The organism is Ferrovibrio sp. (assembly GCF_017994015.1).
Taxonomy (GTDB): Bacteria; Pseudomonadota; Alphaproteobacteria; order Ferrovibrionales; family Ferrovibrionaceae; genus Ferrovibrio.
Window position 1 is genome coordinate 1 of sequence record NZ_JAGOLP010000047.1, and the last position, 23683, is coordinate 23683.

21 protein-coding genes and 2 tRNA genes are annotated in these 23683 nt (G+C 59.6%); 13 read left to right on the plus strand and 10 right to left on the minus strand.

Translation table 11 applies throughout. The features are described 5' to 3' along the window. From grpE to KBB36_RS16550, 4 genes are all read right to left on the minus strand, one after another. Positions 1-557, minus strand: a 557-nt coding sequence (grpE, locus tag KBB36_RS16535; protein ID WP_290983364.1) for a nucleotide exchange factor GrpE, incomplete at its 3' end; no start/stop codon positions are given. Between the two features lie 103 nt (positions 558-660). Next, complete coding sequence (gene hrcA / locus KBB36_RS16540; protein ID WP_290983367.1) at positions 661-1722, minus strand: heat-inducible transcriptional repressor HrcA; 1062 nt, start codon at positions 1720-1722, stop codon at positions 661-663. A gap of 49 nt (positions 1723-1771) precedes the next feature. After that, positions 1772-2308, minus strand: coding sequence for a TspO/MBR family protein (locus KBB36_RS16545; RefSeq protein ID WP_290983370.1), 537 nt, complete (start codon positions 2306-2308; stop codon positions 1772-1774). 82 nt (positions 2309-2390) lie between these two features. Further along, a tRNA-Gly gene (locus KBB36_RS16550) sits at positions 2391-2465 on the minus strand. A 264-nt stretch (positions 2466-2729) separates the two neighbouring features. Here KBB36_RS16550 and KBB36_RS16555 point away from each other — a divergent pair. The 5 genes from KBB36_RS16555 to KBB36_RS16575 all read left to right on the plus strand — a co-directional run bounded on the left by KBB36_RS16555 (position 2730) and on the right by KBB36_RS16575 (position 8913). Next, positions 2730-2805: transfer RNA gene (locus KBB36_RS16555), tRNA-Glu, on the plus strand. Positions 2806-3126: 321 nt separating this feature from the next. Next, a complete protein-coding gene (locus KBB36_RS16560; RefSeq protein WP_366933221.1) occupies positions 3127-5103 on the plus strand; it encodes a DEAD/DEAH box helicase family protein in 1977 nt (658 codons plus the stop codon). A 14-nt stretch (positions 5104-5117) separates the two neighbouring features. Continuing rightward, positions 5118-6734, plus strand: a complete 1617-nt coding sequence (locus tag KBB36_RS16565) for an N-6 DNA methylase (protein WP_290983375.1) — start codon at positions 5118-5120, stop codon at positions 6732-6734. Further along, positions 6731-7867 (plus strand): restriction endonuclease subunit S, encoded by a 1137-nt coding sequence (locus tag KBB36_RS16570; RefSeq protein ID WP_290983379.1) that lies wholly within the window; start codon positions 6731-6733, stop codon positions 7865-7867. Before KBB36_RS16565 ends, KBB36_RS16570 begins: the two co-directional genes overlap by 4 nt. Positions 7868-8220: 353 nt before the next feature. Further along, positions 8221-8913 (plus strand): EAL domain-containing protein, encoded by a 693-nt coding sequence (locus tag KBB36_RS16575; protein ID WP_366933222.1) that lies wholly within the window; start codon positions 8221-8223, stop codon positions 8911-8913. Between the two features lie 215 nt (positions 8914-9128). On the opposite strand, the gene KBB36_RS16580 is transcribed toward KBB36_RS16575, so the two are convergent. Next, the gene (locus KBB36_RS16580; RefSeq protein WP_290983385.1) at positions 9129-9407 is read right to left on the minus strand and encodes a PqqD family peptide modification chaperone; all 279 of its coding nucleotides are present in this window, start codon (positions 9405-9407) and stop codon (positions 9129-9131) included. Between the two features lie 128 nt (positions 9408-9535). Continuing rightward, positions 9536-10282, minus strand: coding sequence for a 2OG-Fe(II) oxygenase (locus tag KBB36_RS16585; RefSeq protein WP_290983388.1), 747 nt, complete (start codon positions 10280-10282; stop codon positions 9536-9538). Positions 10283-10514: 232 nt separating this feature from the next. On the opposite strand from KBB36_RS16585, the gene KBB36_RS16590 reads away from it, so the two are divergent. Beyond that, positions 10515-10694, plus strand: coding sequence for a hypothetical protein (locus tag KBB36_RS16590; RefSeq protein WP_290983391.1), 180 nt, complete (start codon positions 10515-10517; stop codon positions 10692-10694). 38 nt (positions 10695-10732) lie between these two features. Here KBB36_RS16590 and KBB36_RS16595 read toward each other — a convergent pair whose 3' ends face one another. Together KBB36_RS16595 and KBB36_RS16600 are read right to left on the minus strand one after the other, a co-directional pair. Next, the gene (locus KBB36_RS16595; protein ID WP_290983394.1) at positions 10733-12682 is read right to left on the minus strand and encodes an asparagine synthetase B; all 1950 of its coding nucleotides are present in this window, start codon (positions 12680-12682) and stop codon (positions 10733-10735) included. Beyond that, positions 12679-13605: a hypothetical protein gene (locus tag KBB36_RS16600; RefSeq protein ID WP_290983397.1), complete on the minus strand. Its 927-nt coding sequence runs from the start codon at positions 13603-13605 to the stop codon at positions 12679-12681. The genes KBB36_RS16595 and KBB36_RS16600 overlap by 4 nt, the downstream gene beginning before the upstream one ends. A 545-nt stretch (positions 13606-14150) precedes the next feature. Here KBB36_RS16600 and KBB36_RS16605 point away from each other — a divergent pair. Beyond that, positions 14151-15224 (plus strand): methyl-accepting chemotaxis protein, encoded by a 1074-nt coding sequence (locus KBB36_RS16605; RefSeq protein ID WP_290983399.1) that lies wholly within the window; start codon positions 14151-14153, stop codon positions 15222-15224. Here the strand turns inward: KBB36_RS16605 and KBB36_RS16610 are convergent. Beyond that, positions 15178-16716, minus strand: a complete 1539-nt coding sequence (locus KBB36_RS16610) for an acyl-CoA synthetase (RefSeq protein ID WP_290983402.1) — start codon at positions 16714-16716, stop codon at positions 15178-15180. The genes KBB36_RS16605 and KBB36_RS16610 overlap by 47 nt on opposite strands. A 135-nt stretch (positions 16717-16851) precedes the next feature. On the opposite strand from KBB36_RS16610, the gene KBB36_RS16615 reads away from it, so the two are divergent. From KBB36_RS16615 to KBB36_RS16640, 6 genes are all read left to right on the plus strand, one after another. Continuing rightward, entirely contained in the window at positions 16852-17778 is a 927-nt protein-coding gene (locus KBB36_RS16615) for a LysR family transcriptional regulator (protein ID WP_290983405.1), read from the plus strand. A 131-nt stretch (positions 17779-17909) separates the two neighbouring features. Further along, positions 17910-19118: an LLM class flavin-dependent oxidoreductase gene (locus KBB36_RS16620; protein ID WP_290983407.1), complete on the plus strand. Its 1209-nt coding sequence runs from the start codon at positions 17910-17912 to the stop codon at positions 19116-19118. A 141-nt stretch (positions 19119-19259) separates the two neighbouring features. Then, positions 19260-20327, plus strand: coding sequence for a C4-dicarboxylate TRAP transporter substrate-binding protein (locus KBB36_RS16625; protein WP_290983410.1), 1068 nt, complete (start codon positions 19260-19262; stop codon positions 20325-20327). Positions 20328-20380: 53 nt separating this feature from the next. Then, positions 20381-20968, plus strand: coding sequence for a TRAP transporter small permease subunit (locus tag KBB36_RS16630; RefSeq protein ID WP_290983413.1), 588 nt, complete (start codon positions 20381-20383; stop codon positions 20966-20968). Next, positions 20965-22302, plus strand: a complete 1338-nt coding sequence (locus KBB36_RS16635; protein ID WP_290983415.1) for a TRAP transporter large permease — start codon at positions 20965-20967, stop codon at positions 22300-22302. The genes KBB36_RS16630 and KBB36_RS16635 overlap by 4 nt, the downstream gene beginning before the upstream one ends. 8 nt (positions 22303-22310) lie before the next feature. Further along, positions 22311-22850 carry a flavin reductase family protein gene (locus KBB36_RS16640; protein ID WP_290983417.1) on the plus strand — a complete coding sequence of 180 codons (540 nt, stop codon included), beginning with the start codon at positions 22311-22313 and terminating at the stop codon, positions 22848-22850. A gap of 6 nt (positions 22851-22856) precedes the next feature. Here the strand turns inward: KBB36_RS16640 and KBB36_RS16645 are convergent, their stop codons facing one another. Beyond that, positions 22857-23522, minus strand: coding sequence for a glutathione S-transferase family protein (locus tag KBB36_RS16645; RefSeq protein ID WP_290983419.1), 666 nt, complete (start codon positions 23520-23522; stop codon positions 22857-22859). Positions 23523-23683 lie beyond the last annotated feature (161 nt).

A 23683-nucleotide genomic window follows, 5' to 3' on the forward strand; every position in this document is an offset into this window, starting at 1 on the left:
CCCTTGGATACGCCCACCATGGCAGCGCGCAGCAGGCGGCCATGCTGCACATACCCCGCCGCCACCACTTGGATCACCGTGCCGGCCGGGATATTGGGATTTTCCAACTCAAACATTGCCTGATGCAGGTTGGGATCAAAACGCTGGCCCTGCGGATCAACGCGCTGGATGCCATGGCGTTCAAACACGCTGATCAATTCGCGCTCGGTGGCCTCGATGCCGATCAGCAGATTGCCCAGCGGATCATTCTCGTCGGCCGGTTTGGGCGCATTCTGCAAGGCGCGGCCCAGATTATCGGCCACGCTCAGGATGTCCTTGGCGAATTTGCCGGCGGCGTATTTCACCGCATCGTCGCGCTCGCGCTCCAGCCGGCGGCGCAGGTTTTCGGTATCCGCCGCCAGGCGCAGCAGCTTGTCCTTCAATTCGGCGGTTTCGGCCTGCGCCCGGGCCAGATCGGCGGCCAGCAGGGCAATGTCACCGCCGCTTGCCGGCTCGGTGTTGATCGCGGCATCCAGGTTGATGCTGTCGGCGGCGGCGTGGGTTGGCTGGGTGCTCATCAGGATTATCTCGGTTTTCCAATAAAGCGGGTTTTAGGGGTTGGGCTTGCATATACGGGCGGGGGGCGGAAATTTCAACCAAGCCGGCGTCATAGCCGGCGGCTCAGCCGAGCAGGCGACCCACCACCTGGGCGGTGAAATCCACCATCGGCACCAGGCGGGCATAATTCATCCGGGTTGGCCCGATCACGCCGATGGCGCCGACGATACGCTGCTGCTGGTTTTGCAACGGCGCCACGATCAGCGAACAGCCGGCCTGGCGGAACAGGGTGTTTTCCGAGCCGATGAAAATCCGCACGCCCTCGCTGCCATGGGTCAGGTCGATCAGGCGCAGCATTTCCTCGGTATTTTCCAGCTCTTCCATCAGCGAGCGGATACGTTCCAGATCGGCGATGGCGGCCACGTCGTCGAGCAGATTGGCCGAACCGCGCACGATCAGCGTGCCGCCCGGGCTGGCGCTTCTCGGGCTCGGGCTGCCGGCTTCGCCGCCCCACACGGCCAGGCCGGCTTCCACCACTTTGGAGGTGAGCTGATCCAGTTCGGCGCGCCGCGCCGTCAATTCGGCCAGGATTTCCACCCGCGCCAGGCTGATGCTGCGGCCCTTCAGCCGGTGTGACAGGAACTGCCCGGCCTCGGCCAGGGCCGAAGCCGCCATGCCGAGCGGCAGCTCGATCATGCGATTTTCCACCTGGCCGTCTTCGGTCACCAGCACCACCAGCGCCTTGCCCGGCCCGATCGGCACAAATTCCACCTGGCGCAGCGGCGTATCCACCTTGGGCGCCACCACTAGGCCGGCATGACCAGACAGGCCGGACAGCGCGGCCGTGGCCTCGGTCAGCACTTCCTGGAAACCCCGGCCCGAGGCGGCGCAGCGATTCTCGATTGAGACGCGCTCCTCCTGGGTCAGGTCGCCCACTTGCAGCAGGCCATCGACAAACAGCCGCAGGCCGCTATCGGTGGGCAGCCGGCCGGCGGAAGTGTGCGGCGCATAGAGCAGCCCGGCATCTTCCAGATCGGCCATGGTGTTGCGGATACTGGCCGGCGACAGCTTGTGATCCAGCCGCTTCGACAGCAGACGCGAGCCGACCGGCTCGCCGGTGGCCATGTAGGTCTCCACCACAAGGCGGAGGATTTCCCGGTTACGCTGGCCGATCTGCTTGATCATACTGCCAGAATTAGGCTTCGCCCGGCATGGCGTCAACTGCCGTGCGGCCTCAACCGCGGTTCAGCCACACGATCAGGCCATTCAGCAGGGCGGCATAGCCCACCCAGGCCAGATAGGGCAGCAAAAGCCAGCCGGCGCGGCGATCCAGCCCGGCAAAGCCACGCTGGCAGGCCAGGATCGCCAGCCACAGCAGGCCAATCTCCGCCAGCGCCCAGGCCGGCTGTTGCAGGCCAAAGAACAGCACCGACCACAGCAGATTCAAACCCAGTTGCAGCCCGAACAGCAGCCAGATGCCCCAGCCACGGGTTTCCAGCCGCTGCCAGCGCCGCCAGGCCAGCCAGGCCGCCAGCGCCATCATGGCGAATAACAGGTTCCAGATGATGGGGAAGGCGATATCCGGCGGCGTCAGCCCGGCCGGCTTGGCCAGGCTCTGATACCAGCCGCGCACCGGCTCGCGCGTCACCCAGGCGCCCAGGCCGGCAATGCCGAAACAGGCGGCAAAACTCAGGCCCAGCATGGCCAGCGACAGCAGCGGGCGGGATTGGGCAGGCGGACGCGCCGCCATGGTGTTGCTCAAGTCGGTCATGACGGCAGAGATAGAGCGCCAGCGGCGGCAGCCAATGGCAGCGGGTAGGGATAAGATTTTATGATGGATTTTTGGAGAAAAATGGAGCGGGCGATGAGATTCGAACTCACGACCCCAACCTTGGCAAGGTTGTGCTCTACCCCTGAGCTACGCCCGCTCGGCGGCCCCGCGTTGCAGCTGCCAGAGAGGCAGCCCGCGTTGCAGGGCGGATATATACCGGCACATCCGGGCTTTGCAAGCGTCTGGTCACACAAAATGTTTGGCTTTTTCAAACCGGATCAGGCTGCGCGGTGTTTTCCGGCCCGAGCCGGCAAAACACCTTGCGCCTCTCGCCCGGCTCCTGTATCAGAAGGCCGCCTCGCGCTGGCCTTGTGGCCGCGCCGACCCGGCAGGCAGCCGCGCCCTAGGCGGCAGCCCCCGTGTCCCCATCGTCTAGAGGCCTAGGACGGCGCCCTCTCACGGCGCAAACCGGGGTTCGAATCCCCGTGGGGACGCCAAAACGCTAAAATATCGCAGAAAATCAATAAAAAAATAGCAGATTTTTCGGCGTGGTACACAAGCTGGTACACGTTTGGGCTAGCCTGCGGCTATCCGTGATTGTCCGCAGACCCATGCGTCTATAGACTGCCTAAAGTCGCTGGGGGAGTCGGGTAATGTCGGCCAATGAAGCGTTTAGTCGCGTAAAGATTGACGCACAGTTGCAGGATGTTGGTTGGAACCTGTCGGACGGGAAAAGTGTCCGATACGAGTATGTCCTACCCGACAAGACCAAAGCCGATTATGTGCTGTGCAATCGGCACGGCCATTCCCTGGCGGTTGTGGAAGCCAAGAAAGCGGCCATCAATCCAGTGGAAGCTGAGGCGCAGGCCCTGGCTTATGCCAAGCAGCTTGGCGTTCCTTTTATTTTCCTGGCGAATGGCGAAGAAATCTGGTTCTGGGAATGGGAAACGCAAGCCCATCCGCGCAAGGTCGCCACCTTTTCATCCCAGGCCGATCTTGAGCGGGTTGAGGCGCTGCGCAAGCTGCGCTTAGACCCGATGACCCTGGCGATAGATGCCAAGATCGCGGGCCGTGACTACCAAAAAGCCTGTATCAACGCGCTCTGCCAGGAGATCAAACTCGGGCGGCGCAAGATGCTGGTTTCGATGGCGACCGGCACCGGCAAAACCCGCACCGCCGCCGCGCTGATCAAGCGGCTGTTCGAGGCCAATCAGGTCAGCCGGGTGTTGTTTCTGGTCGACCGGATCACGCTGGCGAAACAGGCCGAGGATGTCTTTGCGGAACACCTGGCTGATTACCCCGCCTATGTGCTGCGCGGCGGTCGGCGCTTTCAGGATGAGAAGCGTATCACCATTTCCACGCTGCAAACCTTCATCGGCGAATATGCCAAGCTGCCGGCATCGTATTTCCAGCTTGTGGTGGTGGATGAATGCCACCGCAGCATTTACGGCAAATGGTCTGGCACGCTGCGGCATTTTGACGGTATCCAGATTGGCCTCACCGCCACCCCTTGCGTGATGCAGGACGACACCAATCTGCCCGACCCCGAAGATGGCCAGTTCATTCGTGACACGCTCAAATTCTTTGAGGTGCAGCAGCCCACTTTCACCTATTCACTCAAGCAGGCCATTCAGGAGGGCAATCTGTTGCCCTACCACATCTATCGTGCGCTGACGGTCAAGACCGCCGCCGAGGGTGGCTTTGAGGTGAAGCGAGACGAGCTTGATTGGTCGGCCATGGACGAGGCCACCAAGGCGGAATTTGAGGCCGAATTCAACGGCGCTGATGCCATCCTGGTGGACCCGGCGGCCCTGGAGCGCAAATTCACCATCCCTGAGCGTAACCGGGCCATCGTGCGCGAATTCCGCCAGGTTCTGGAGAAAGGCTTTACCGGCAAGGATGGTATCAAGCGCGCCCCGCTTTGGGGCAAGACCATCGTGTTTGCCGTAACCAAGAAACACGCCGAAACCCTGGCCCATATGTTTGACCACGAATTCGCTGACCGGAAGCCATCGCCGGAAATCCGCTATGCGGATTTTGTCGTTTCCGGCATGGGCGAGGATGACAGCGTAGATGGCTTCACCAAAATCAAACGCTTCAAGGATGAGGAATTTCCGAAAATCCTGGTATCAGTGAATATGCTTGATACTGGCTTTGATGCGCCCGAGGTGGTGAACCTGGTGCTGGCTCGCTTCACCAAATCCACCATTCTCTATCAACAGATGCGTGGTCGCGGCACGCGGCCGGCGCCACATATCAAAAAATCCGCTTTCACGATGTTTGATTTTGTCGGCGTCACCGATTTTCATGGCGATGACGAGGCTGCCGGCGAGGGGGGCTTTGTCGTTGCAGCAAAGCCCAGCAAGCAGGCTGCACAGCCGCGCAAACTGCTGACCCTGGATATCCACGATCATATCGACCCTACCAGCCGGGAATGGTTCACCCTGGATGAAGACGGCAATCTGAAGCGCACCGATGCGCAGGAAGCCAAGGCCACCGAATTGGGCTTGCTCTTCGAGGCTTGGCTGGTTGGGCGCCCGTTTGATTCTGAGCAAATGCGTTGGCTGCGCATGATTGAAAGCCAGATTTGCGCCAATGCGGGCGAGATCGAAGCCTTCCAGACCTATCATTTCACGCTGCCGCCGTTTTCCCTCATTGGCGGTTATCCGCGGGTGCGGCAGGTATTCGGCGGCGATGATGCCTTGAGCGAGATGCTTGCCAGCCTCAACGCCGCCGTGTTTCCTGCCGCTCCCGGCGGCAAGGACCCGGCCCGGGAGCAGCCTGCGGCGCATTGAGATAGGACCCGACGATGCCCCTTACCCCCGAGCTTCGGCGCGGCATAGACCAGATTCGTGATTACCTCTATGGCGGCGGCTTTCCCGATCCGCTCAATAATGCCGAACAGCTTTCATTCCTGTTCTTTTTCTATCTGGTGGAAGGGATGGATGCCGACAATCTGATGCAGGCGAAGGCAACCAAGCGCGCCTACAGCTCGATGTTTGCCGGCGAGTGGGAGGTCAGGAATCCGCTCAATGCGCCGGGCCAGGCCAGGCTGCCCGCCGAGCGCATGAAATGGTCGCAATGGAATGTGATGGCCGGCGAAACCCTGGTGCGTTGGGTGCGCGACGAGGTGTTTCCGTTCTTCACCGAGGTGGCGGAACGCTCGGCGATGAATTTCATGACCGGGGCGCGACTGGGCATTGATGAGCCGACCGTCCTCACCCAGGTGATTGGCCTGATCGACAAGCTGCGGCTGGACGAGGCCGATTCCGACACCAAGGGTGATCTGTTTGAATATGTGCTCAAGCAGGTCAAGCAGGCCGGCGAACTGGGCCAGTTTCGCACCCCGCGCCATATCATCCGCACCATTGTGGAGATGGTGGACCCCAAGGTGACGGAAACCATCTACGATCCGGCAGTCGGCACGGCGGGCTTCCTGGTGGCGGCCTATAATCACATCCGGCTGGTCAATTCCTCGCCCTCTGGCATTTTTGCGGCCGAACTGGATGGCAAGCAGGTTCGGCGCGGCTGGGGCGACAAGCTTTCGGCGCCGATGACCAGCAAACTTTCCAATGCCACGTTTTATGGCAATGATGTGGACCCCAAGATGGTCCGCCTCGCCACCATGAATCTCAGTTTGCGCGGCCTGCCCAATGTGCGGATTCTGAAGCGCAATGCCCTGACCACCAATATGGAGCGCGCCGAGAAGGCCGAGCTTGGCTTGCCGCTTGATGGGTATGATGTGGTGCTGGCCAACCCGCCATTCTCCGGCAAGCTGGACAAGGACCGCATCGTTGACGATGTGAAGGTGGGCACCACCACCGCCACCGAAATCCTGTTCCTGAAATATATGCTCAACAGCCTGAAAAAAGGCGGGCGCTGCGGCGTGGTCGTGCCTGAAGGCGTGCTGTTCGGCAGCACCGGCGCGCATAAGGAACTGCGCCGGCAACTGGTGGAAAACCATACCGTGGAGGCGGTGATGAGCCTGCCCGGCGGCGTGTTCCGGCCATATTCGGGCGTGAAAACCTCCGTGCTGCTGTTCCGCAAGGGCGGCAGTACCGGCAAGGTTTTGTTCCTGCATGTCGATGCGGATGGCTACAAGCTGGATGCCAATCACGATAGCCCGGTGGAGGCCGATGATCTGCCGATGCTGGTGGATGCCTATCGGCGCCGCGCCGATTTGTGGCGCGAATGGCAGGCGCGCGATGAAAACGCGGAATGGACCCGGAAATGGTGGTTCGCCGACCTGGAGGCGGTTCGTGCCGCCGATTTCAACCTGTCGGCGGGTCGGTATCGGCCCCAATCCCAGGCCCAGGTAGAACACCGCAATCCGCTCGAACTGCTCGACGAGCTTCGCGCGATTGAAGGGGAAATCCTGTCGGAACTGGATGCCCTGGCGGAAAAGTTGCGGGAGCGGGTGGGATGAGCGCATTGCCCGCACGAAGATTTGCACTCGGCGATGTGATTGAACTCGCTTACGGGAAATCTTTGCCCAAAAGCAGGAGAAAGAGCGGCTGCGTCCCTGTGTACGGGTCTAACGGGGTCGTAGGATGGCATAACGAATATATTGTCAATGAGCCAACAGTTGTGATCGGAAGGAAGGGTGCTGCTGGGGCTGTGCACCTAACGAGCGGGCCGTCCTTTCCGATTGATACGACATTCTTTGTAAAGGTTAGGCCGGAGTTTAATATATTGCCCTCATTTCTGTTCTATGCCCTGCGTGAGTTGAGGCTTGAACGGCTGGCTATTGTTACTGGTGTTCCGGGATTAAACCGTGAGGACGCCTATAAGGCAATTTTGGCGATCCCAGAAATTAATGAGCAGCGCCGCATTGTGGACATCCTTAATCACGCGGCCAGCATCCGGCGGCTGCGCGAGCAGGCGCGGGCCAAGGCGCGCGAGATCATCCCGGCGCTGTTCGTGGAGATGTTCGGCGATCCAGCGACTAACCCGACGGGGTGGCCGGTGAAGCCCTTGGGTGACCTGATTTCCAAGTTTGAGGGCGGGAAGAATCTTCAGGCTGGTGATGATGAAGGCAAGACGGGGCTTCGGATACTGAAGGTGAGCGCGGTGACCTCTGGCGTTTTCCGGGCGTCTGAAAGCAAACCCGCTCCAAATGGCTATAAACCACCTGCCGCCCATTTTGTTCGGGCTGGTGATCTACTTTTTAGCCGCGCGAACACAGTGGATTTGGTCGGAGCAACGGCTTTCGTTCAGGATGAACCAAGGAATGTCCTTCTTCCTGACAAGCTTTGGCGTTTTGTCTGGAAAAGGAATTCTCAGATTTTGCCATTCTATATGCTCTATTGCCTTCGGCAGTCCTCCATTCGCACTGCAATGAGCAGGATGGCAACAGGAACAAGCGACAGTATGAAGAACATCTCTCAAGGGAAGCTTGTGACCCTACCTATTCCCGTGCCCCCGCTTGCCCTTCAAAATGAATTCGCCGAGCGTGTGGCCGAAATTGAGGGCATCTCCGGCCTCAACGACCGCGCCGCCACGGCAGCCGAGCAGATGGCGCAATCGCTGTTGGCCCAGGTATTTGGCCCGGCCACCTGACCGACCCGTCGGCCGCCCCGCTTGGCGCCCAACCCAGCGGCGCCAAAGTCGGCCCGTGAAATTGCATTGCGTGGCGGTAACTGGTACACAAAATCCCGCGCGCTGGTACACGCAGCGCTGTCGCTGGCCTGGATTATTCAGATTTCGCAATGTCTTAGCCGGTCGCCTTGGCGACAATGAGGTTTCCCCGTGGGGACGCCAATCGCCACTTAATCCTTTGCTGCTGGTCAAGCCGGGCGAGAAACGCTATCACGACTTTAGGGTTATGCAGCGGCATCGGGCTTGGTTGGGGAGGTGGTTGAATGTCGTGCTCGGCATGTCTTGAAGAGCAAAAAGACGGTTTTGAATTCACGATGGCGTTTCAGCCCATCCTGGATATTCCGGGCAAAAGCTTTTTTGCCCATGAGGCTTTGGTGCGCGGCATCAATAATGAACCGGCTGCCGCCATTCTATCGCAAGTGAATGACAGCAACCGCTATTGGTTTGATCAGCGTTGCCGGATTCGCGCCATCGAGATGGCGGCGGCGCTGAACATCCAGGCGCGGCTTTCGATCAATTTTTTGCCGAATGCGGTTTATCGTGCTGAGTCGTGTATCCGCCTGACCATCGAGACCGCCGAGCGGGTCGGCTTTCCGCTGGATCGCATCGTGTTTGAGGTCACCGAAGGCGAGAAGGTGGTTGATCACGCGCATCTTATCAGCATCATCCAGACCTATAAGAAATATGGCTTCCTGACCGCCATCGATGATTTTGGCGCCGGCTATTCCGGCCTCAATCTGCTGGCTGATTTTCAGCCTGATATCATCAAGCTTGATATGGCGCTGACCCGCAATATCGAGAGCGACCGGGTGCGCCGCGCCATTGTTTCCGGCATCCTGACGGTTTGCAGGGATCTTGGCATCGACGTGATTGCGGAAGGCATCGAAACCAGGGCCGAACTGGATGCCTTGCTCGAACTCGGGATCAGCCGGTTTCAGGGCTATCTGTTCTCGCGCCCGTTATTCCAGGATTATGTCAGGGAATGGCCGCAATTTGATGCGGCCTGATTGGCGGCGGCGGCAGAAGCGGCATGAATGCCGCTGGTAGGCCACCGATGATGCGCTGTGGCGCGCATATGCTGGTTCGCCGAGCCATGCAAGCGGCGCAGGCGCGCTTAATCCTTTCCAGGGCAGGCCCAACAACAATTCTGACACGCCGCGGGCCATTTGCAACAGAGGCCCCGCATGCCGATATGGCTGTTCCCATTCCGGCTTAAAGGCGCCTAGTCCACCTGTCGCAGAAGACTATTCGCCAGCATTTTTTCGATAAAGCTGCGGACATCGCGGGCAATGGTCTCGCCGTCCGCCTTATAGGCTTGTTCCAAAGCGGCGCATAATTCCTCCAGGCTGCACGGCGTTTCCAGCCGGTTCCATATATCGGCCCCGATCCGATCAAGATTAAAATAACATCCGTTATTCACCTTCATAATCACCAGCTCGCCATCCACCTCTCCCACCAGAATATCTGTGGCGCGCACTACTCGTGTCTTCGGTGTAATCATCGTTTAGCTCTCTTCAGTCGCCTTTCGGATACAGGCTTTTATCATGAACCGGTTTACTTCCGCAGCTCTCTACGCAGCTGCGCCGACCTGCCGCTCGGCAATCTGCCAGGAACAGCTTGGCCACTGTTTCAGGTGAACCAGATCGAGAAATTGTAACGGTGCCAGTCAAGCGGGGCCGTGTCCAAGGGGCGGACACTATGCATCAGTCCAGCATTCACATCGAACAGCACCATGCGGTTGGGCAGGGGGTCCACAATGCGTTCGCCATCTGGCACATGCATGATGAAGCGGCCATCGTAGGTCGGCTGCCAGCCATCACTGAAATAGAGAAGAAGGCAGAAAACACGATCGCCGATCGCATCATCATGTGGCTTTGCCATGTCTCCGCGCACCATCCGGCGAATCAGGAGTTCCTGCAGGCCTTGCGGACGGACCCCGGTGATGCGCCCCAGCATGTCCAGGAAGGCGGGATTGTTCAATAGGGCTTTGAACCGGACAAGCCCGATCATACCGGGCGACATTTCATGACCAGGCCGGGCACGCACAAAGGCTTCATGTTGAAAGAACTGTTCTGCTGGCTGGGCCCCTGCGAATGTGGTCGTATCCACCCATTCGGTTCGTTGGGGGCTCGCCCGGCGCCCCTCCTTGCTGCGGCGGATGACACCCGACCGTGTTTCCCAGTCACAATCATTACGCATGGCATTGGACAATAGCTGATAACGCCCTGGCGCCAGAGCGTCGTCAACAATCAGCAGGCGAGCGGGATCATTCCGAAAACGTTGATGGGCCTGTTCAATCCATGCGGCATCGGAGAAACACGAAGACAGCCATCCACCCAATGGGTCTGTGCCTTGTTTTTCTTTGTCGGTGGGCACAACTATATCCTCTATTCGATATGTTAATCGTCACAAGCTATCAAAAACCCACAGATACTGGATTCATTGATGCACCGGTATCTTGCCTTGCGTTTTATCAAGCGGCGGCTTTCACGCTTGGTGGAGGATTATATAATGAATATCTCTTCGCACTGAGAAAGAAGGGATTTTGGCGGGGTTTACCCTTGTCGATCCAATATCCCAGTATCCGCTTAGCAAACAGGGGAATGTCATGGTTGATCATTTGAAGCGTTCTGCGGCTGCCGATGCCGATACCTCCGGTGCAAATCAGGCGGCATCAGACGAAAAACGCGCCGAATGGGCAGCGCCTTCAGTAACCGCGATCGATTTGGCGGCGGTGACTCTGGCCATGGGGCCTGGCGACTCTGATGCCGGTATTTTCGGTAGCTGACGAGGCTTGGCTGGCTGCATGGTAACAATGCACCGTCGCTAGCGGTTCCCTCGCTCAATCCGACGCAGAAAATGCGTAACCGACAGGCTGCGTAGCAGTTGATACCGGTAGGGCAGGGACAAGCTATCCAGTGCGGTCCCCTCTAAAGTTGGGGCCGTCGTCGCCAGGCGCTTCAATTCATCCAGATCAACCAGCGCCATGGCGCCGGGACTTGTTTGTGTCCGTTCCGCTTCTTCGCTTATGGTCTGTTTGGCTTGTATCAGGCGGGCAAACCAATCAGCCCCTTGCAGTCCTTTGTGTCGATTGAAAAGGATGTCGGTTGGTATCCGATCTGCAAAGGCCAGATGATACAGCCCCTTGCGCTGCCCTCGGTGTAGATAAAGCTGGTGCGGCAGGGCCAGACACAAATCAATCAGGCGGCGGTCGGACATGGGATCGCGAATATCAACACCGTGACGGGCCAGTGTCCCCTTGTGGCTCAGGGCAGCCAATTCCTGTTGCCAGAACAGGCGCAGCGACCGTTCCGGCCGGCCACGGGCCAGTTGGCCAAAAATCAGCGCCGCTTCTTCCGACAGGGAAGGCAATCCGGACCGGGGGGCGTCCATGATGTCGGCGCGTAGCAATGTATAGTCGCGCAAGACGCGACCCGGCCGCCGGAACAATCGCCGGAGGCCCTGTTCCAATCGGATCGGGAGCAAGGGGTGCAGGCTGAGAAAAGCCAGCCCTTGCAGGGTGATGGAACCGGTTCGCAGCAGGCTCAACGCAGTCCGCGCCCAGGCGACAAGCCTGCCGCTGTAAAGCAGGTTGTTCAGGCCCTCGATTCCTTCATCACTGATCGTCATGTTGCCCCAGGTGGCGCTCAGCAATACGGTTTCCCGCCGCGTGGCTGCCAGCCGGGTGATCTCAGTCAGCCATACTTCGTTGCACAGGTTGAGGGCTGGCATCTCGCTGGCATAGAAGCGCTGATCCAAATCATCGCCGATCTGCCGGTCGGGAGCTGTGACCAGGACGTGATCAATATTGGCGTGCATTGCCGCCAGTTTGGCTGCGAGTTCTCCTTCATCCGGCAGCCGATCCGGGGGCGCTTCCAGTACTACGCCCGGCAAGGGAACATGGGTGTAGGCGCTTAACCGTTGTCCCCTGGCCTTCAGTTGTGCCGCAGCGGCTGCGGTGACAAGGGTGCTATCCAGGCCGCCGCTGAGCATGGTGGCGACAGGACCCACCCCGCGCAGTCGGGCGGCAATGGCTTGGTCGAAGGTGGCGCGCAGCCGATCAATATAGGGCTGCGGGTCGGGTAGGTTTGGCAATGGCGCAGGCGGATGGTACCAGGGGAACGAGCGGGCAAGGCCATCGGAGCCGATCTCTGTTACCGATCCAGGCTCGACCCGGCTGATCCCTTTGAAAAAGCTGCCCGCCCCCTGCATCGGGAGCAGCATCAAATGCCGCTTCAGCGTATCCATATCAGCGGCGACGGGGACCTCGGGCAGGGCATGCAGTCCCTTTGCCATGGAAGCAAAGCCAAACCAGCCGTTGCCTTGGCAATAGAAAAGTGGTCGGCCGCCAGGGAAATCACGCACCAAGGTCAGGCATTGTTTATGGGTGTCCCACACGGCAAAGGCAAAATCCCCAAACAGCCGGCAAATGCCATCCTTGCCCCAGGCTGACCAGGCCCAAAGCAGTAGCTCGGCATCTGCCATAGTCGGCAGATCACGGCTGTCCAGGCCAAGGTCCGCCGCCAGTTCCGACCGGTTGTCCAACCGCACATCCGCCACCAGGACAAATTGCCCGTCGGCACTGATCAGGGGTTGCCGGTCATACTGATCCTCTGGCAGCAGACATGCCAATTGGCTACCCATGGCGATCACGCCATTATCCCACTGCCCTTTTCTATCTCTCCCGTAGATTTCCAGGGCTCGCCGCATGCGCGCACAGGCATCAGCAACCGCGGCCTGACCATCAAAGCGCCAAAAACCACATATTCCCGTCATTGCTGTTCTATCCGGCGGCTGACGATCTGCTCGATCTGTGCGCAAATCAGGGGCAAATCGTCCATCCGGTCGGGCCTGTCCAAGGCCATCACCGGCACCTTTGACGCAACCGTCAATGACCACTGGAATCCAATTGCTGCGCTGCCGGATTGGCGTGCAAGCTGGGTATTCATAATATGGTATTGCAACATGGCCTCCGCCTGCCGCTGAGTTAATCGCAGCATTCTGAAGTCGGATCGGGCTGTATCGCGACCAATGGCCACCACCAGCCCCAGGGCGGCGGGGGTCGGATCAAAGGCGTCGGGCAGCGGAATATGGAACTTGTTCGCCTCTACCTTGACGGCGACGGCCTGCTTTACATCGTCTCCATTGGCGACGGCCGCACTTTCCCAAAGTTTCAACGAAGCAAAGCCAGGCTCTACCAGCAGGGAGCTGGGGTCTATGATGGCCAGATCATCACTCATCACCCCATGGCCGCGCCCCACCATGGCCCGGGCCAGGGTTGATTTGCCAGCACCGCTGTGGCCAGCCAGTGCAATAGCTACGCTGCCTACCCGGACGACGGCTGCATGAAGCGGTGTCAGCCCCCGTTGATGCAGTAACCAGCCGATGGGCCGCCCAAAAATCCAAGTATGCAGTTCGGCTTCAGATACAGGGCGGGTCAAATCGACCACAATTCTGTTGCCGCCAAGACATATGATGCGCTGACCCGGCGCAATGGTGAAGACGGCGCAATCGGTGCCGTAAAAACTGATCATATCGAAAGATAAGCTAGGCGGGTTATCCGGCGGGGTCCAGGGCGAGAACTCAACCCTTATGTCCGCTATCCGCGCTGCGTCCGGTTCCGGCCAGAGATACGGAAAACGCCTTGGCGTTTCCACAATCAACCCGAAGGCACGATAACGAAAGCGAGGCTCAGCCATGATTGCTCAATTCCGCCAAGGTATTCAATGATCCTGCCCAGTCAGTGGCTGCTCTGAGACCCAACCTTGGATCGCCGGGGAGTGCTCCCGGGGGGCAGGTCACATCGCCAAATCCTCCCTGATTTGGTCCGATCCGGCTAGGCATTGCCTAATGATAGCCATTGGGGATGGCAATCGCCTCAAGCTGAAAAGCGCGCAAGAGCAGCATCCCGTCCTGTTGCTGGCCGGATGAACATTACCTGTTTGCCATGGCAGGTTTGTCCGTTTCCATAGGCTTCTCGCTGGTCGTTTTCTAGTGTTGGGCGTGTATGTTGGCCGGTAATACTGCCTAGTATTGCTTTTTGGCAAGCGAACAGCACGCAGCATCGGCCCGTCTATGCCCAAAAAACGACACTTAGGCGCCGAATATTTCATCATCCTGCCGCCTAATCCGGCAATCGGCACATATTCTAACCTATTGTTTATCTTATCATCTTCCCATTGTACACAATGCTGCGCTATGGATTCGTTGGCACACGAACCAACGCATAAAGGCCGTTTTTACCATGGTGCAATCCGCCCATCATTTGCAGGTGCATGGCCTGATCGACGATATCGAGCGCGATGTTCAGCAATTTGGCAGCCGCAATGAGGAAATCGCCTTCCAGACCACCTTGCTGGCGCTGAATGCCTCGATCGAGGCGGCGCGGGCCGGCGAGACCGGGCGCAGCTTTGCCGTGGTGGCGCAGGAGGTGAAGGCGCTGGCCGGCCAGGTATCCGAGAATTCCAAGCGCTTCCGCGATGTGATGCGGCTGCGCCTGACGGATTCAAAACAGGCTTCCGAGCAGATTGTTGGCCAGATCGTAAAAGACCTGGAAGGCCCGCGCCTGACCGACATGGCGCAGACCATGGTGCAGCTTATTGTGCGCAATCTGTATGAGCGCACCTGCGATTGCCGCTGGTGGGCCACCGATGATGCGCTGTGGCGCGCCTTGCTGGAGCCGACGCCCGAGATCGTGCAGCGTGCCGGCGAACGCCTGGCGGCGATCAACCGCTTCTACACCGTGTATCTCAACCTGATCCTGGCCGATAGCAGCGGGCGCATCATCGCCACTTCCAATCCGCAGCAATTTCCAAAAGTGGCGCGCGCCAGTGTGGCGCGCACACGCTGGTTTGCTGAGGCGATGCAATCGGCCAGCGGCGATGATTATATCGTCGATGATATCAGCAAAAGCGTAAGCCATGATGGCAAGGCGGTGGCGATCTATGCCGCTGCGGTGCGCGCCGATGGCCGGCTCAAGGGCACGCCCATCGGTGTGCTGGGCGTGGTGTTTGACTGGGACAAGCAGGGCCACGGCATTGTGTGCGATGAACCATCGCTTTCGCCCGAAGAATGGCAGCGTAGCCGCGTGCTGCTGCTGGATGCGCGCTCGCGCATCATCGCCGCCTCGGATCAGGCCGATCTGTATCAGCCTTTTGCGCTGGCCGCCGGCGATCAGGCGCGCGGCTATTATTATCGTGATGACGGTGCGCTGGTGGCCTTTGCCAAAACCATCGGCTACGAAACCTATGACGGCCTGGGCTGGTGTGGCGTCATCGTACAGCAGCCGGCCAGTAGCGGTCGCGCAGCAGGCGCTTGAGCAGCTTGCCGGTGGGCGTGCGCGGTAATTCGGCCTCAAAATCGATGCTTCGGGGGCATTTGATTGCGGATAGATGCTGGCGGCAGAAACCGATCAATTCGGCTGCCAGTGCCGGCGAGGCAATAGCCGGCTGCTGCACTTGCACCACCGCCTTGACCTGCTCGCCCATTTCCTCATCCGGCACGCCAAACACCGCGCAATCCAGCACGGCGGGATGCTGGATCAGCACATTTTCGGTTTCCTGCGGATAGATATTCACACCGCCGGAAATGATCATGTAGGCCTTGCGGTCGCTGAGATAAAGATAGCCTTCCGCATCCAGATGGCCCACATCGCCCAGCGTCGACCAGCCAGCCGCATGATGCGCGCCGGCGGTTTTGGCAGCATCGTTATGGTAGGAAAAAGCCGGCCCGCCGGCAAAATAGATGCTGCCAACCTGGCCCGGCGGCAATTCTGCGCCGGCATCATCCAGGATCTTGATTTCGCCCACCAGGCTGCGGCCAACACTGCCGCGATGCTCCAGCCAGGCGGCGGAGTCGATGATGGTGACGCCATTACCTTCGGTGCCGGCGTAATACTCGATCAGGATCGGGCCCCACCAGTCGATCATCTGCTGCTTCACTTCCACCGGGCAGGGCGCGGCGGCATGCACGGCGGCACGCAGCGAGGAAATATCAAACCGCTGGCGGATCGCGTCGGGCAATTTCAGCATGCGCACAAACATGGTCGGCACCAGCTGCGTCTGCGTCACGCGATATTGCTGCACCAGGCCAAGGAAACTTTCGGCGTCAAATTTCTCCATCACGATCACGCTGCCGCCCAGCGCCACCGCCGTCATGCAGAAGCGCAAGGGCGCGGCATGATAAAGCGGCGCGGGCGACAGATAGATGCTGTCCGCCGTCATGCCGCACATCTTCTGGCATAGCAGCAGCAATGTCGGGCTGACCCAGCCCAGCTTCTCGCCGCCAAAGGCCGGCTTCACGCCTTTCGGCCGCCCGGTAGTGCCGGATGAATACAGCATGTCGCGGCCGCTCACTTCATCCGCCACCGGGATGGCCGGCTGCCGGTCCAAAGCCGCCTGCCAATCGGCATAGCCGGCCTGTGCGCCGCCGGCCATGTAGCAGGGCAGTGCTTCGGGCAATAGGGGGCGCAGCATCGTGGCGGTATCGGCCAGGGCGGCCGAGGTGATGAAGACGCGGGCGCCGCAATCGCGGATGATATAGGCGATTTCGTCCGGCGTCAGATGCGTGCTGATGGCGGTGAAGAACAGCCCGCTTCGCTGCGCCGCCCAGCATATTTCCATGAAGCCGAGCGAATTTTCCACCAGCAGGGCAATATGATCCTGCGGCTGGAGGCCGAGGAAGCGGAAAAGCTGCGCGCCCTGGTTGGAGCGCCGGTCCAGCTCGGCGTAGCTCAAACTGGCGCCGCTGCCGGCCATGATATAGGCCGGCTTGTCTGGCTGGCTTTGCGCATGGAATGCCGGATGCAGCATGCCATTCCCTCCCGGTGTGTTTTCTTGTTTGTGCAACTGTTGCGCCCTTCGCAGGCACTTGCAACAGGCTTTCGCCAGGCTGCCGCTGGCCGGTTCCCTATGCTATAGCGGAAAACAATAACAGGGGAGGGAAGCATGCTGGATTTCCGCAAGGTACGCTATTTCAAGGCGGCTTATGAGGAAGGCAGTTTGAGCAAGGCCGCCGAGCGCGAGAATATTGTGCAGCCGGCCCTGTCGGTGCATCTGCGCCAATTGGAAGAGGAATTCGGCCTCAGGCTGTTTGAGCGTTCGCCACGCGGTCTGGAGCCGACGCCGGCCGGTGATCACTTTTACAAACTATGCCGCGACATGGTGCGCCGCCTGGGCGTGATGCGGCAGGAGATGCTGGATTTCAACGACGAGGTTTCCGGCTCGATTGCGGTTGGTCTTATGCCGTCGATCTGCCATGGCCCGTTTCCAGCCATCATGGCGCGTTATGCCGAATTGTATCCGCTGGTCAATGTGAAGATATTCGAGGCTTACAGCGGCACGTTGGCGGATTGGGTGGAGGCCGGCGAACTGGATTTCGCCATCTGCAACAAGCCGGCGCGACGCACGGAACTGAAATTGCGCCACCTGCTGTCGGATCGTTTTCTGCTGGTTTCCGGCCGCAACAAGGCGCTCAAGCCAGGCGAAACCTATCGCCTTGCCGATATTCCCAATCTCAAGCTGGTAGTTCCGGCCGGCCGCCATACCCTTCGGCGCTTGATGGACCGGCTGATAAAAAGCGGCGAAATCAAGCCCGAACGGATTATCGAAATCGATGGCTTCAGCGCCGCTTTCCGTTTCATTGAGGGGACCGACTGGTCGCTGCCCTTGCAGGTGACGGCGGTGATCGATCTGCTGAATTCCAACCGCGTCATCATCAATCCGATTTCGGCACCGCGACTGACCATCGACATCTATGAAATGCATCCCTCGAAACGGCCGCTTTCGCTGGCCGCCCAGCGTTTCTCCGAATTGGTGGAGCAGGAATTGCAACGTATTGCCAGGATCAAACTGGGCCGCGGCGCGGCCGGTTAAGCTATAGCGAAAAATGATAACGACTATAATTTAATAGTATTTGATCCTTGATCTCCTTTGGCCGAGCCTGTGGCAGCCGCGGCCAATGATTACGGCCCTGCTGCGGTGGCCGACCTGGAGAGGAAACAAGCGTGGCGAAACCAAAAGTCATCCTGCAACTTTATCCGATGCTGCCGGCCAAGGATGAAGAGGATCGCAAGCAGAAGCGGCCGCTGGGTCGCGACAGCGAGTTGTATAACCGCGTGCTGCACGACTGGCTCGATATTGTGAAGGAATGTGACCGGCTGGGCGTGTGGGGCGCCAGCACCATCGAGCATCACCTGCATTCGGAAGGCTACGAAGTCGGCCCCAATCCCGGCATCCTCAATGCCTGGTGGGCCGGGCATGTGAAGAATGTCAATGTCGGCGCGCTTGGCTATGTGATGGCGACGCAGGATCCGATCCGGGTGGCCGAGGAAACCGCCATCCTGGACCACATCACCAACGGCAAGTTCTTCGTTGGTCTGGCGCGCGGCTACCAGTCGCGCTGGACCAATATCCTGGGGCAGTTCACTGACTCGCAGGCCACGGTATTCGAGGGCGATGCCGCCGACGAAGTGAACCGCCGCATCTTCGAAGAGCGCGTCGACATGCTGCTCAAATGCTGGACGGAAGATTCGGTGGCGCTCAACGGCACCTACTACAAGGCGCCCTATCCGTTTGATACCGGCGTGGCCGGCTATCCGGCCTGGAAGATCGCGCGCGATGCCGGCGCCGATGGCGAAGTGGATGAGAATGGCAATCTGCGCCGTATCAGTGTGGTGCCGAAGCCGAAGCAGACGCCGCATCCGCCACTCTTCGTGGCGACCAGCAAGAGCATCGATTCGGTGAAATACTGCGCCCGCAACGGTTTCAATCCGGTGTATTTCACGCCGCTGAACAAGCTGACCACGGCCACGCAAACCTATGTGGAAGAGGCCGCGCGGCATGGCCGCCAAGTGAAGCTGGGGCAGAATCAGACGATCTGCCGCTGGATTCACATCGGCAAGACCCGCGAGGATTATCGCCGCAAGGTGATGGAATACGATTACGACATCTACAAGAATTTCTACGCGCCGTTTTTCCCGTCCTTCCCCACCGACCCGAATCTCGACTGGGTGAAGAATATCGAGGATTCCGGCCTGTATATGGGCGGCACACTGGAAGATCTGCGGGCTCAGTTCCGCGATATGTATGCCAAGGTGCCGTGCGAGTACATCACATTGATCTGGCATTATGCTCAGGCGCCGAAGCAGGAGGTGATCGACGAGCTTGGCACCTTCATGGAAAAGGTGTTGCCGGATCTGGAGGCAGCGGTCTGAGGCCGGTGCCGCAGGCGCGATAATTGCCGGCGCATCGCCAATGCCCACCGGGAAGGGCAGGCGGTGCGCCGCGATTCACGGGAGTTGAACCAGCGTAACCATGTCACGGCCGCCCAGCGGCCAGATACCTGAGGGGGGAAAATGTTGAAAGCAATCAAACTTGCCACCTGCGCGGCCTTGCTTGCCACGCTATCCGGCGCCGCCATGGCGCAGCAGAGCATCAAGGTGGCCGCTGTTTCGGGCTATCCGCCGCAGACCTCGTGGGTCAAGGTGTTCAAGGATGTATTCATGGCCGAGGTGGATAAGAGCCTGGCCGCCAGCGGTAAATACAAAGTGGCCTGGAATGAAGGCTTCTCGGGCACGGTAGCCAAGCCGCGCGGTGAATTCGACGCTGTGCAAACCGGCCTGGCCGATATCGGCATGATCGTCACCGCCTTCCATCCCGACAAGGTGCCGCTCTACGCGCTCAGCTTCATGACCCCGTTTGTCACGTCCGATCTTGGTCTGGTGGCGCGCACGGTGGATGGCCTGCATGCCAAATTCCCGCAAATGGGTGAAAACTGGAGCCGCTACAATCAGGTGGTGCTGGCGGCGGCGGGAGCGGTGGATGATTACATCATCGTCACGGCCAAGCCGGTGCGGGCGCCGGAGGACCTGAAAGGCATGAAGATCATCGGTGCCGGGCTGGCGTTACGCTGGTTTGAAGGCACCGGCGGCATCGGCGTGCAGGGCAACCTGTCGGAATATTACAACGCGGTGCAGACCAAGCTGGCCGATGGCGCCATGGTATGGGCGGAATCGGCCGCCACCTTCAAGATGAATGAAGTGGCGCCGTATTATCTGGAAGCCGGCATGGGCGGCACCACCTCCTTCGCGCTCACAGTCAATCGCGGCTTCTGGAACAAGCTGCCGCCGGAAGCGCAGAAGGCATTCAAGGATGCAGCTGCCAAGTATCGTGATGGCCTGGCCGCCTATTCGATGGAGAATGCCGAGGCAAGCCGCAAGAAATTTGTCGAAGGCAAGGGTGAGATCATCAAGCTTTCAGACGAGAACCGGAAGCGCTGGGCTTCGCAATTGCCCAATCTGGCCAAGGAATGGGCCGAGCAGGCTGAGAAGCAGAAGCTGCCCGGCAAGGCCATGCTGACGGCTTATATGGATGCCATGCGTGCAGCCAAGCAGCCGATCGCACGGCACTGGGATCGTGAATAACCGGCATTTCCGGTAAGCTGGTGATCTGATTCTGGTATAAGCGGGTGGATTGAATGCAAGACTTGTCTGCAACGGACAAGGCGGGGAAGGAGGCGGTTCCGGCCGCCTCCCACCAGCCTGGCGCCGAGAATGGAAAATTCGCGGCTCTGGTCGGGCTGCTCAACAGCCTCGGCACGCTTTGGATTTTCCTGCTCATGCTGATTATCGTTGGTGACGTTTTTTCGCGTGCCGCCTTTAATGCGCCGATCCACGGCATCCCGGAAATTGTCGAGATGTCGATCGTCGCCATCGTTTTCCTGCAATTCACCCATACTTTACGGGTTGGGCGGCTCACCCGATCCGACTCGATCCTGGGCTGGATGCTGATAGCCAGGCCCCGGCTTGGCCATGGTTTCAATCTGGCCAGCCATCTGCTCGGCATCACCGTGCTGGGCATCATCCTGTGGCGCCAGGTGCCGCGCCTGGCCGAAGCTTATGAGATGAATCTCTACAAGGGCTATCAGGGCCAGTTTCATTTCCCCACCTGGCCGCTGGAAGCACTGATTGTGTTGTGCTGTGCCATGGGGCTGCTGCAATTCCTGCTGCTGGCCTGGCGCGATATCGGGCGCTGGCAGCGGAATGAAACGGGCTGCGTGCCATGACCGGCTTTGAAATCGGCGCGCTTTCCATTGCCGTTATTCTGTTCCTGATCCTTGGCGGCTTCCATGTCGCTACATCGCTGATGCTGGTTTCATTTGCCGGTGTGTGGATCCTGCGCGACAGTTTCGATGTAGCTGCCAACATGCTGGTGCTGGCGGTTTCAGACAGCATCTCCAGCTACGTCTTCGGCGTCATCCCGCTTTTTGTGCTGATGGGGCTGCTGGTGGCGGCGGCCGATCTCGGCAAGGATGTTTACGAGGTGGCGAACCAGATTTTCCGCCGCGTCAGTGGCGGGCTCGGCATCGCCACGGTGGCGGCCAATGCGGTTTTTGCCGCCATCACCGGCATCTCCATTGCTTCCGCCTCGGTTTTCACCCGCGTCGCGGTGCCGGAAATGCTGCGCTATGGCTATGGGCCGCGCTTTTCGGTCGGCGTGGTGGCCGGTTCATCCGTGCTCGGCATGCTGATTCCGCCCAGCCTGCTGTTCATCGTATATGGCCTGCTCACCGACCAGTCGATCAATGATCTGTTCCTGGCCGGCATTGTGCCGGGGCTGATTCTGGCCATCACCTACAGCATCGGCATTCTGGCCATGGCGCGGTTCTGGCCGAATTTTGTCGGTGGCCCCGGCAGCGCCCGTGCCGCAGCGCTGGCAGCCGCCAGGCCCGAGCCGCTGGTATTGCTGCCGCTTGGCACCATGCTGGCCAAGCTGCTGCCGGTGGCTTTGCTGGTGCTGCTGGTGCTGGGTGGCATCTATGGCGGTATCTTCACCGCCACCGAAGCCGGCGCTATCGGTGCTTTCGGTGCCATGCTGGTGGCCATCGCCAAGCGCAAGCTGGACCTGGCTACATTCTGGCGCCTGCTGATGGAGACCGGGCATATCACAGCGTCGATCTGTTTCCTGGTTCTATCTGCCAGCATGTATAGCCGTATGCTTGGCGTATCCGGCATGCCGATGGCGCTGGGCGAATGGGCGCAGCAGATGAGCTATTCGGCTTTCACGGTGATCGCACTTTATATCATCGTGGTTCTGGTCCTTGGTTGCCTGATCGATTCCGTGTCGATCATGCTGCTGACTGTGCCGCTTTTCCTGCCGCTGCTGGCGCCCTATGGCATGAACCTGATCTGGTTCGGCGTCATCACTGTCATGGCGGTTGAAATCGGCCTGATGACACCCCCTTTCGGCATCGCCTGCTTTGTCATCAAGAGCGTGTTGCACGACCAGAATATCAGCCTGGAGGATGTGTTCATCGGTGCATTGCCTTTTGCCGGCATCATGCTGCTGACCCTGATCCTGCTGATCGTGTTTCCCGGCCTCAGCCTGATCTTCCTATAGGAACTGCCATGTCAATAAAGCCCGAGGCTAATGCCGATGCCTTCCGCGCCGTGATGCAGCAGCATGGCGCCGCCGTCACGATCGTCACCGCGCTGCTTGATGGCCGCTTCCATGGCGTTACCGCCACCGCCTTCTGCTCGGTTTCGGCCGATCCACCCTCGGTGCTGGTCTGCATCAATCGCAATGCCGGCGCGCATCGCGCTTTTGTTTCGGCGCGGCATTTCTGCGTCAATCTGCTGGCGGCCGATCAGACCGACCTGGCGACGCGCTTTTCATCCAGCGACGAAACCGTGCGCCGGCGCCGCTTCGATGATTTGCGGCTTGGCACACTGGTGACCGGCGCCCCCACCCTGCAAGGCGCGCTGGGCCATATCGATTGCACCGTGGTCAGCGCCATGGAATGCAAGACGCATACGGTTTTCATCGGTCTGGCCGTCGGCATCGAGACGCCGCGTGTCGATGCCGCGCCGCTGCTTTACATGGCACGGCAATATGGCAGTTTCACACCATTGCCGGCCATGCAGCCGCTGCTGGCCAGGGCCGGCTGAGCCGGCTCAGAACTCCACGTCGAGTTCTTCCATTTCCGCCGGCTCAAGCTGCGCTTCGGCATGCCATTCGCGCATCGCCGGCAGGTCGAGAATCAGCTGCTTGTAGGCCGTGCATTGCTCGTCCAGCTTGACATCATAAGTTTCGAAGCGGGTGCAGACCGGCGCATACATGGCATCGGCCAGGGTTGGCGTGGCGCCGAACAGGAACGGCCCGCCATAATCATCCAGGCATTCCTTCCAGATCGCCACGATGCGGTCGATATCGGCCTGGGCGCCGGCCCAAACCTTGAAGCCGGGATGCTTGGCTTTCAGATTCATCGGCAAGGCGGCGCGCAGATTGGCAAAGCCGGAATGCATCTCGCCGGAAATCGCACGGCAATGGGCGCGCTCGGCGCGGTCCTTGGGCAGCAACCCGGCTTTGGGTTTCAGCTCATGCAGATATTCGGCAATCGCCAGTGTGTCCCACACCTTCACCTCGGCATCGGTCAGGCAGGGCACCAGGAAGGAGGGCGAGAGCAGCAATAGCTCGGCGCGCGACGACGGATCATCCGGATCAAGCCGCTGTTCGGTGAAATCCAGCTTGGCCATTTTGCACAGCAACCAACCGCGCAGGGACCAGGATGAATAATTCTTACTGCTGATGGTAAGCGTGGCCTTCGCCATGGGCGTCATCCCTTATTCCGGCGGCTTGGTGTATCCCTTTGGAACATAAGGATTCCTGGCCTGCCTCTGCGGTCATACGCGGTGCCGGCCTGTAGCCATCGCTGGGGGCGATGGCGTTCGGCCTCGCATTATTATCTCGCAGTGCAACAAAAATTGCACTAGCCTTTTAT

Bases quoted from the DNA above. Each gene is read 5' to 3' on its own strand.
- KBB36_RS16580 (WP_290983385.1), bottom strand. From the start codon at position 9,407: ATGATTACACCGAAGACACGAGTAGTGCGCGCCACAGATATTCTGGTG.
- KBB36_RS16640 (WP_290983417.1), top strand. From the start codon at position 22,311: ATGTCAATAAAGCCCGAGGCTAATGCCGATGCCTTCCGCGCCGTGATG.
- KBB36_RS16595 (WP_290983394.1), bottom strand. From the start codon at position 12,682: ATGACGGGAATATGTGGTTTTTGGCGCTTTGATGGTCAGGCCGCGGTT.
- KBB36_RS16610 (WP_290983402.1), bottom strand. From the start codon at position 16,716: ATGCTGCATCCGGCATTCCATGCGCAAAGCCAGCCAGACAAGCCGGCC.
- KBB36_RS16635 (WP_290983415.1), top strand. From the start codon at position 20,965: ATGACCGGCTTTGAAATCGGCGCGCTTTCCATTGCCGTTATTCTGTTC.
- KBB36_RS16625 (WP_290983410.1), top strand. From the start codon at position 19,260: ATGTTGAAAGCAATCAAACTTGCCACCTGCGCGGCCTTGCTTGCCACG.
- KBB36_RS16615 (WP_290983405.1), top strand. From the start codon at position 16,852: ATGCTGGATTTCCGCAAGGTACGCTATTTCAAGGCGGCTTATGAGGAA.
- KBB36_RS16575 (WP_366933222.1), top strand. From the start codon at position 8,221: ATGGCGTTTCAGCCCATCCTGGATATTCCGGGCAAAAGCTTTTTTGCC.
- KBB36_RS16600 (WP_290983397.1), bottom strand. From the start codon at position 13,605: ATGGCTGAGCCTCGCTTTCGTTATCGTGCCTTCGGGTTGATTGTGGAA.
- hrcA (WP_290983367.1), bottom strand. From the start codon at position 1,722: ATGATCAAGCAGATCGGCCAGCGTAACCGGGAAATCCTCCGCCTTGTG.
- KBB36_RS16645 (WP_290983419.1), bottom strand. From the start codon at position 23,522: ATGACGCCCATGGCGAAGGCCACGCTTACCATCAGCAGTAAGAATTAT.
- KBB36_RS16570 (WP_290983379.1), top strand. From the start codon at position 6,731: ATGAGCGCATTGCCCGCACGAAGATTTGCACTCGGCGATGTGATTGAA.
- KBB36_RS16630 (WP_290983413.1), top strand. From the start codon at position 20,381: ATGCAAGACTTGTCTGCAACGGACAAGGCGGGGAAGGAGGCGGTTCCG.
- KBB36_RS16545 (WP_290983370.1), bottom strand. From the start codon at position 2,308: ATGACCGACTTGAGCAACACCATGGCGGCGCGTCCGCCTGCCCAATCC.
- KBB36_RS16590 (WP_290983391.1), top strand. From the start codon at position 10,515: ATGGTTGATCATTTGAAGCGTTCTGCGGCTGCCGATGCCGATACCTCC.
- KBB36_RS16565 (WP_290983375.1), top strand. From the start codon at position 5,118: ATGCCCCTTACCCCCGAGCTTCGGCGCGGCATAGACCAGATTCGTGAT.
- KBB36_RS16605 (WP_290983399.1), top strand. From the start codon at position 14,151: ATGGTGCAATCCGCCCATCATTTGCAGGTGCATGGCCTGATCGACGAT.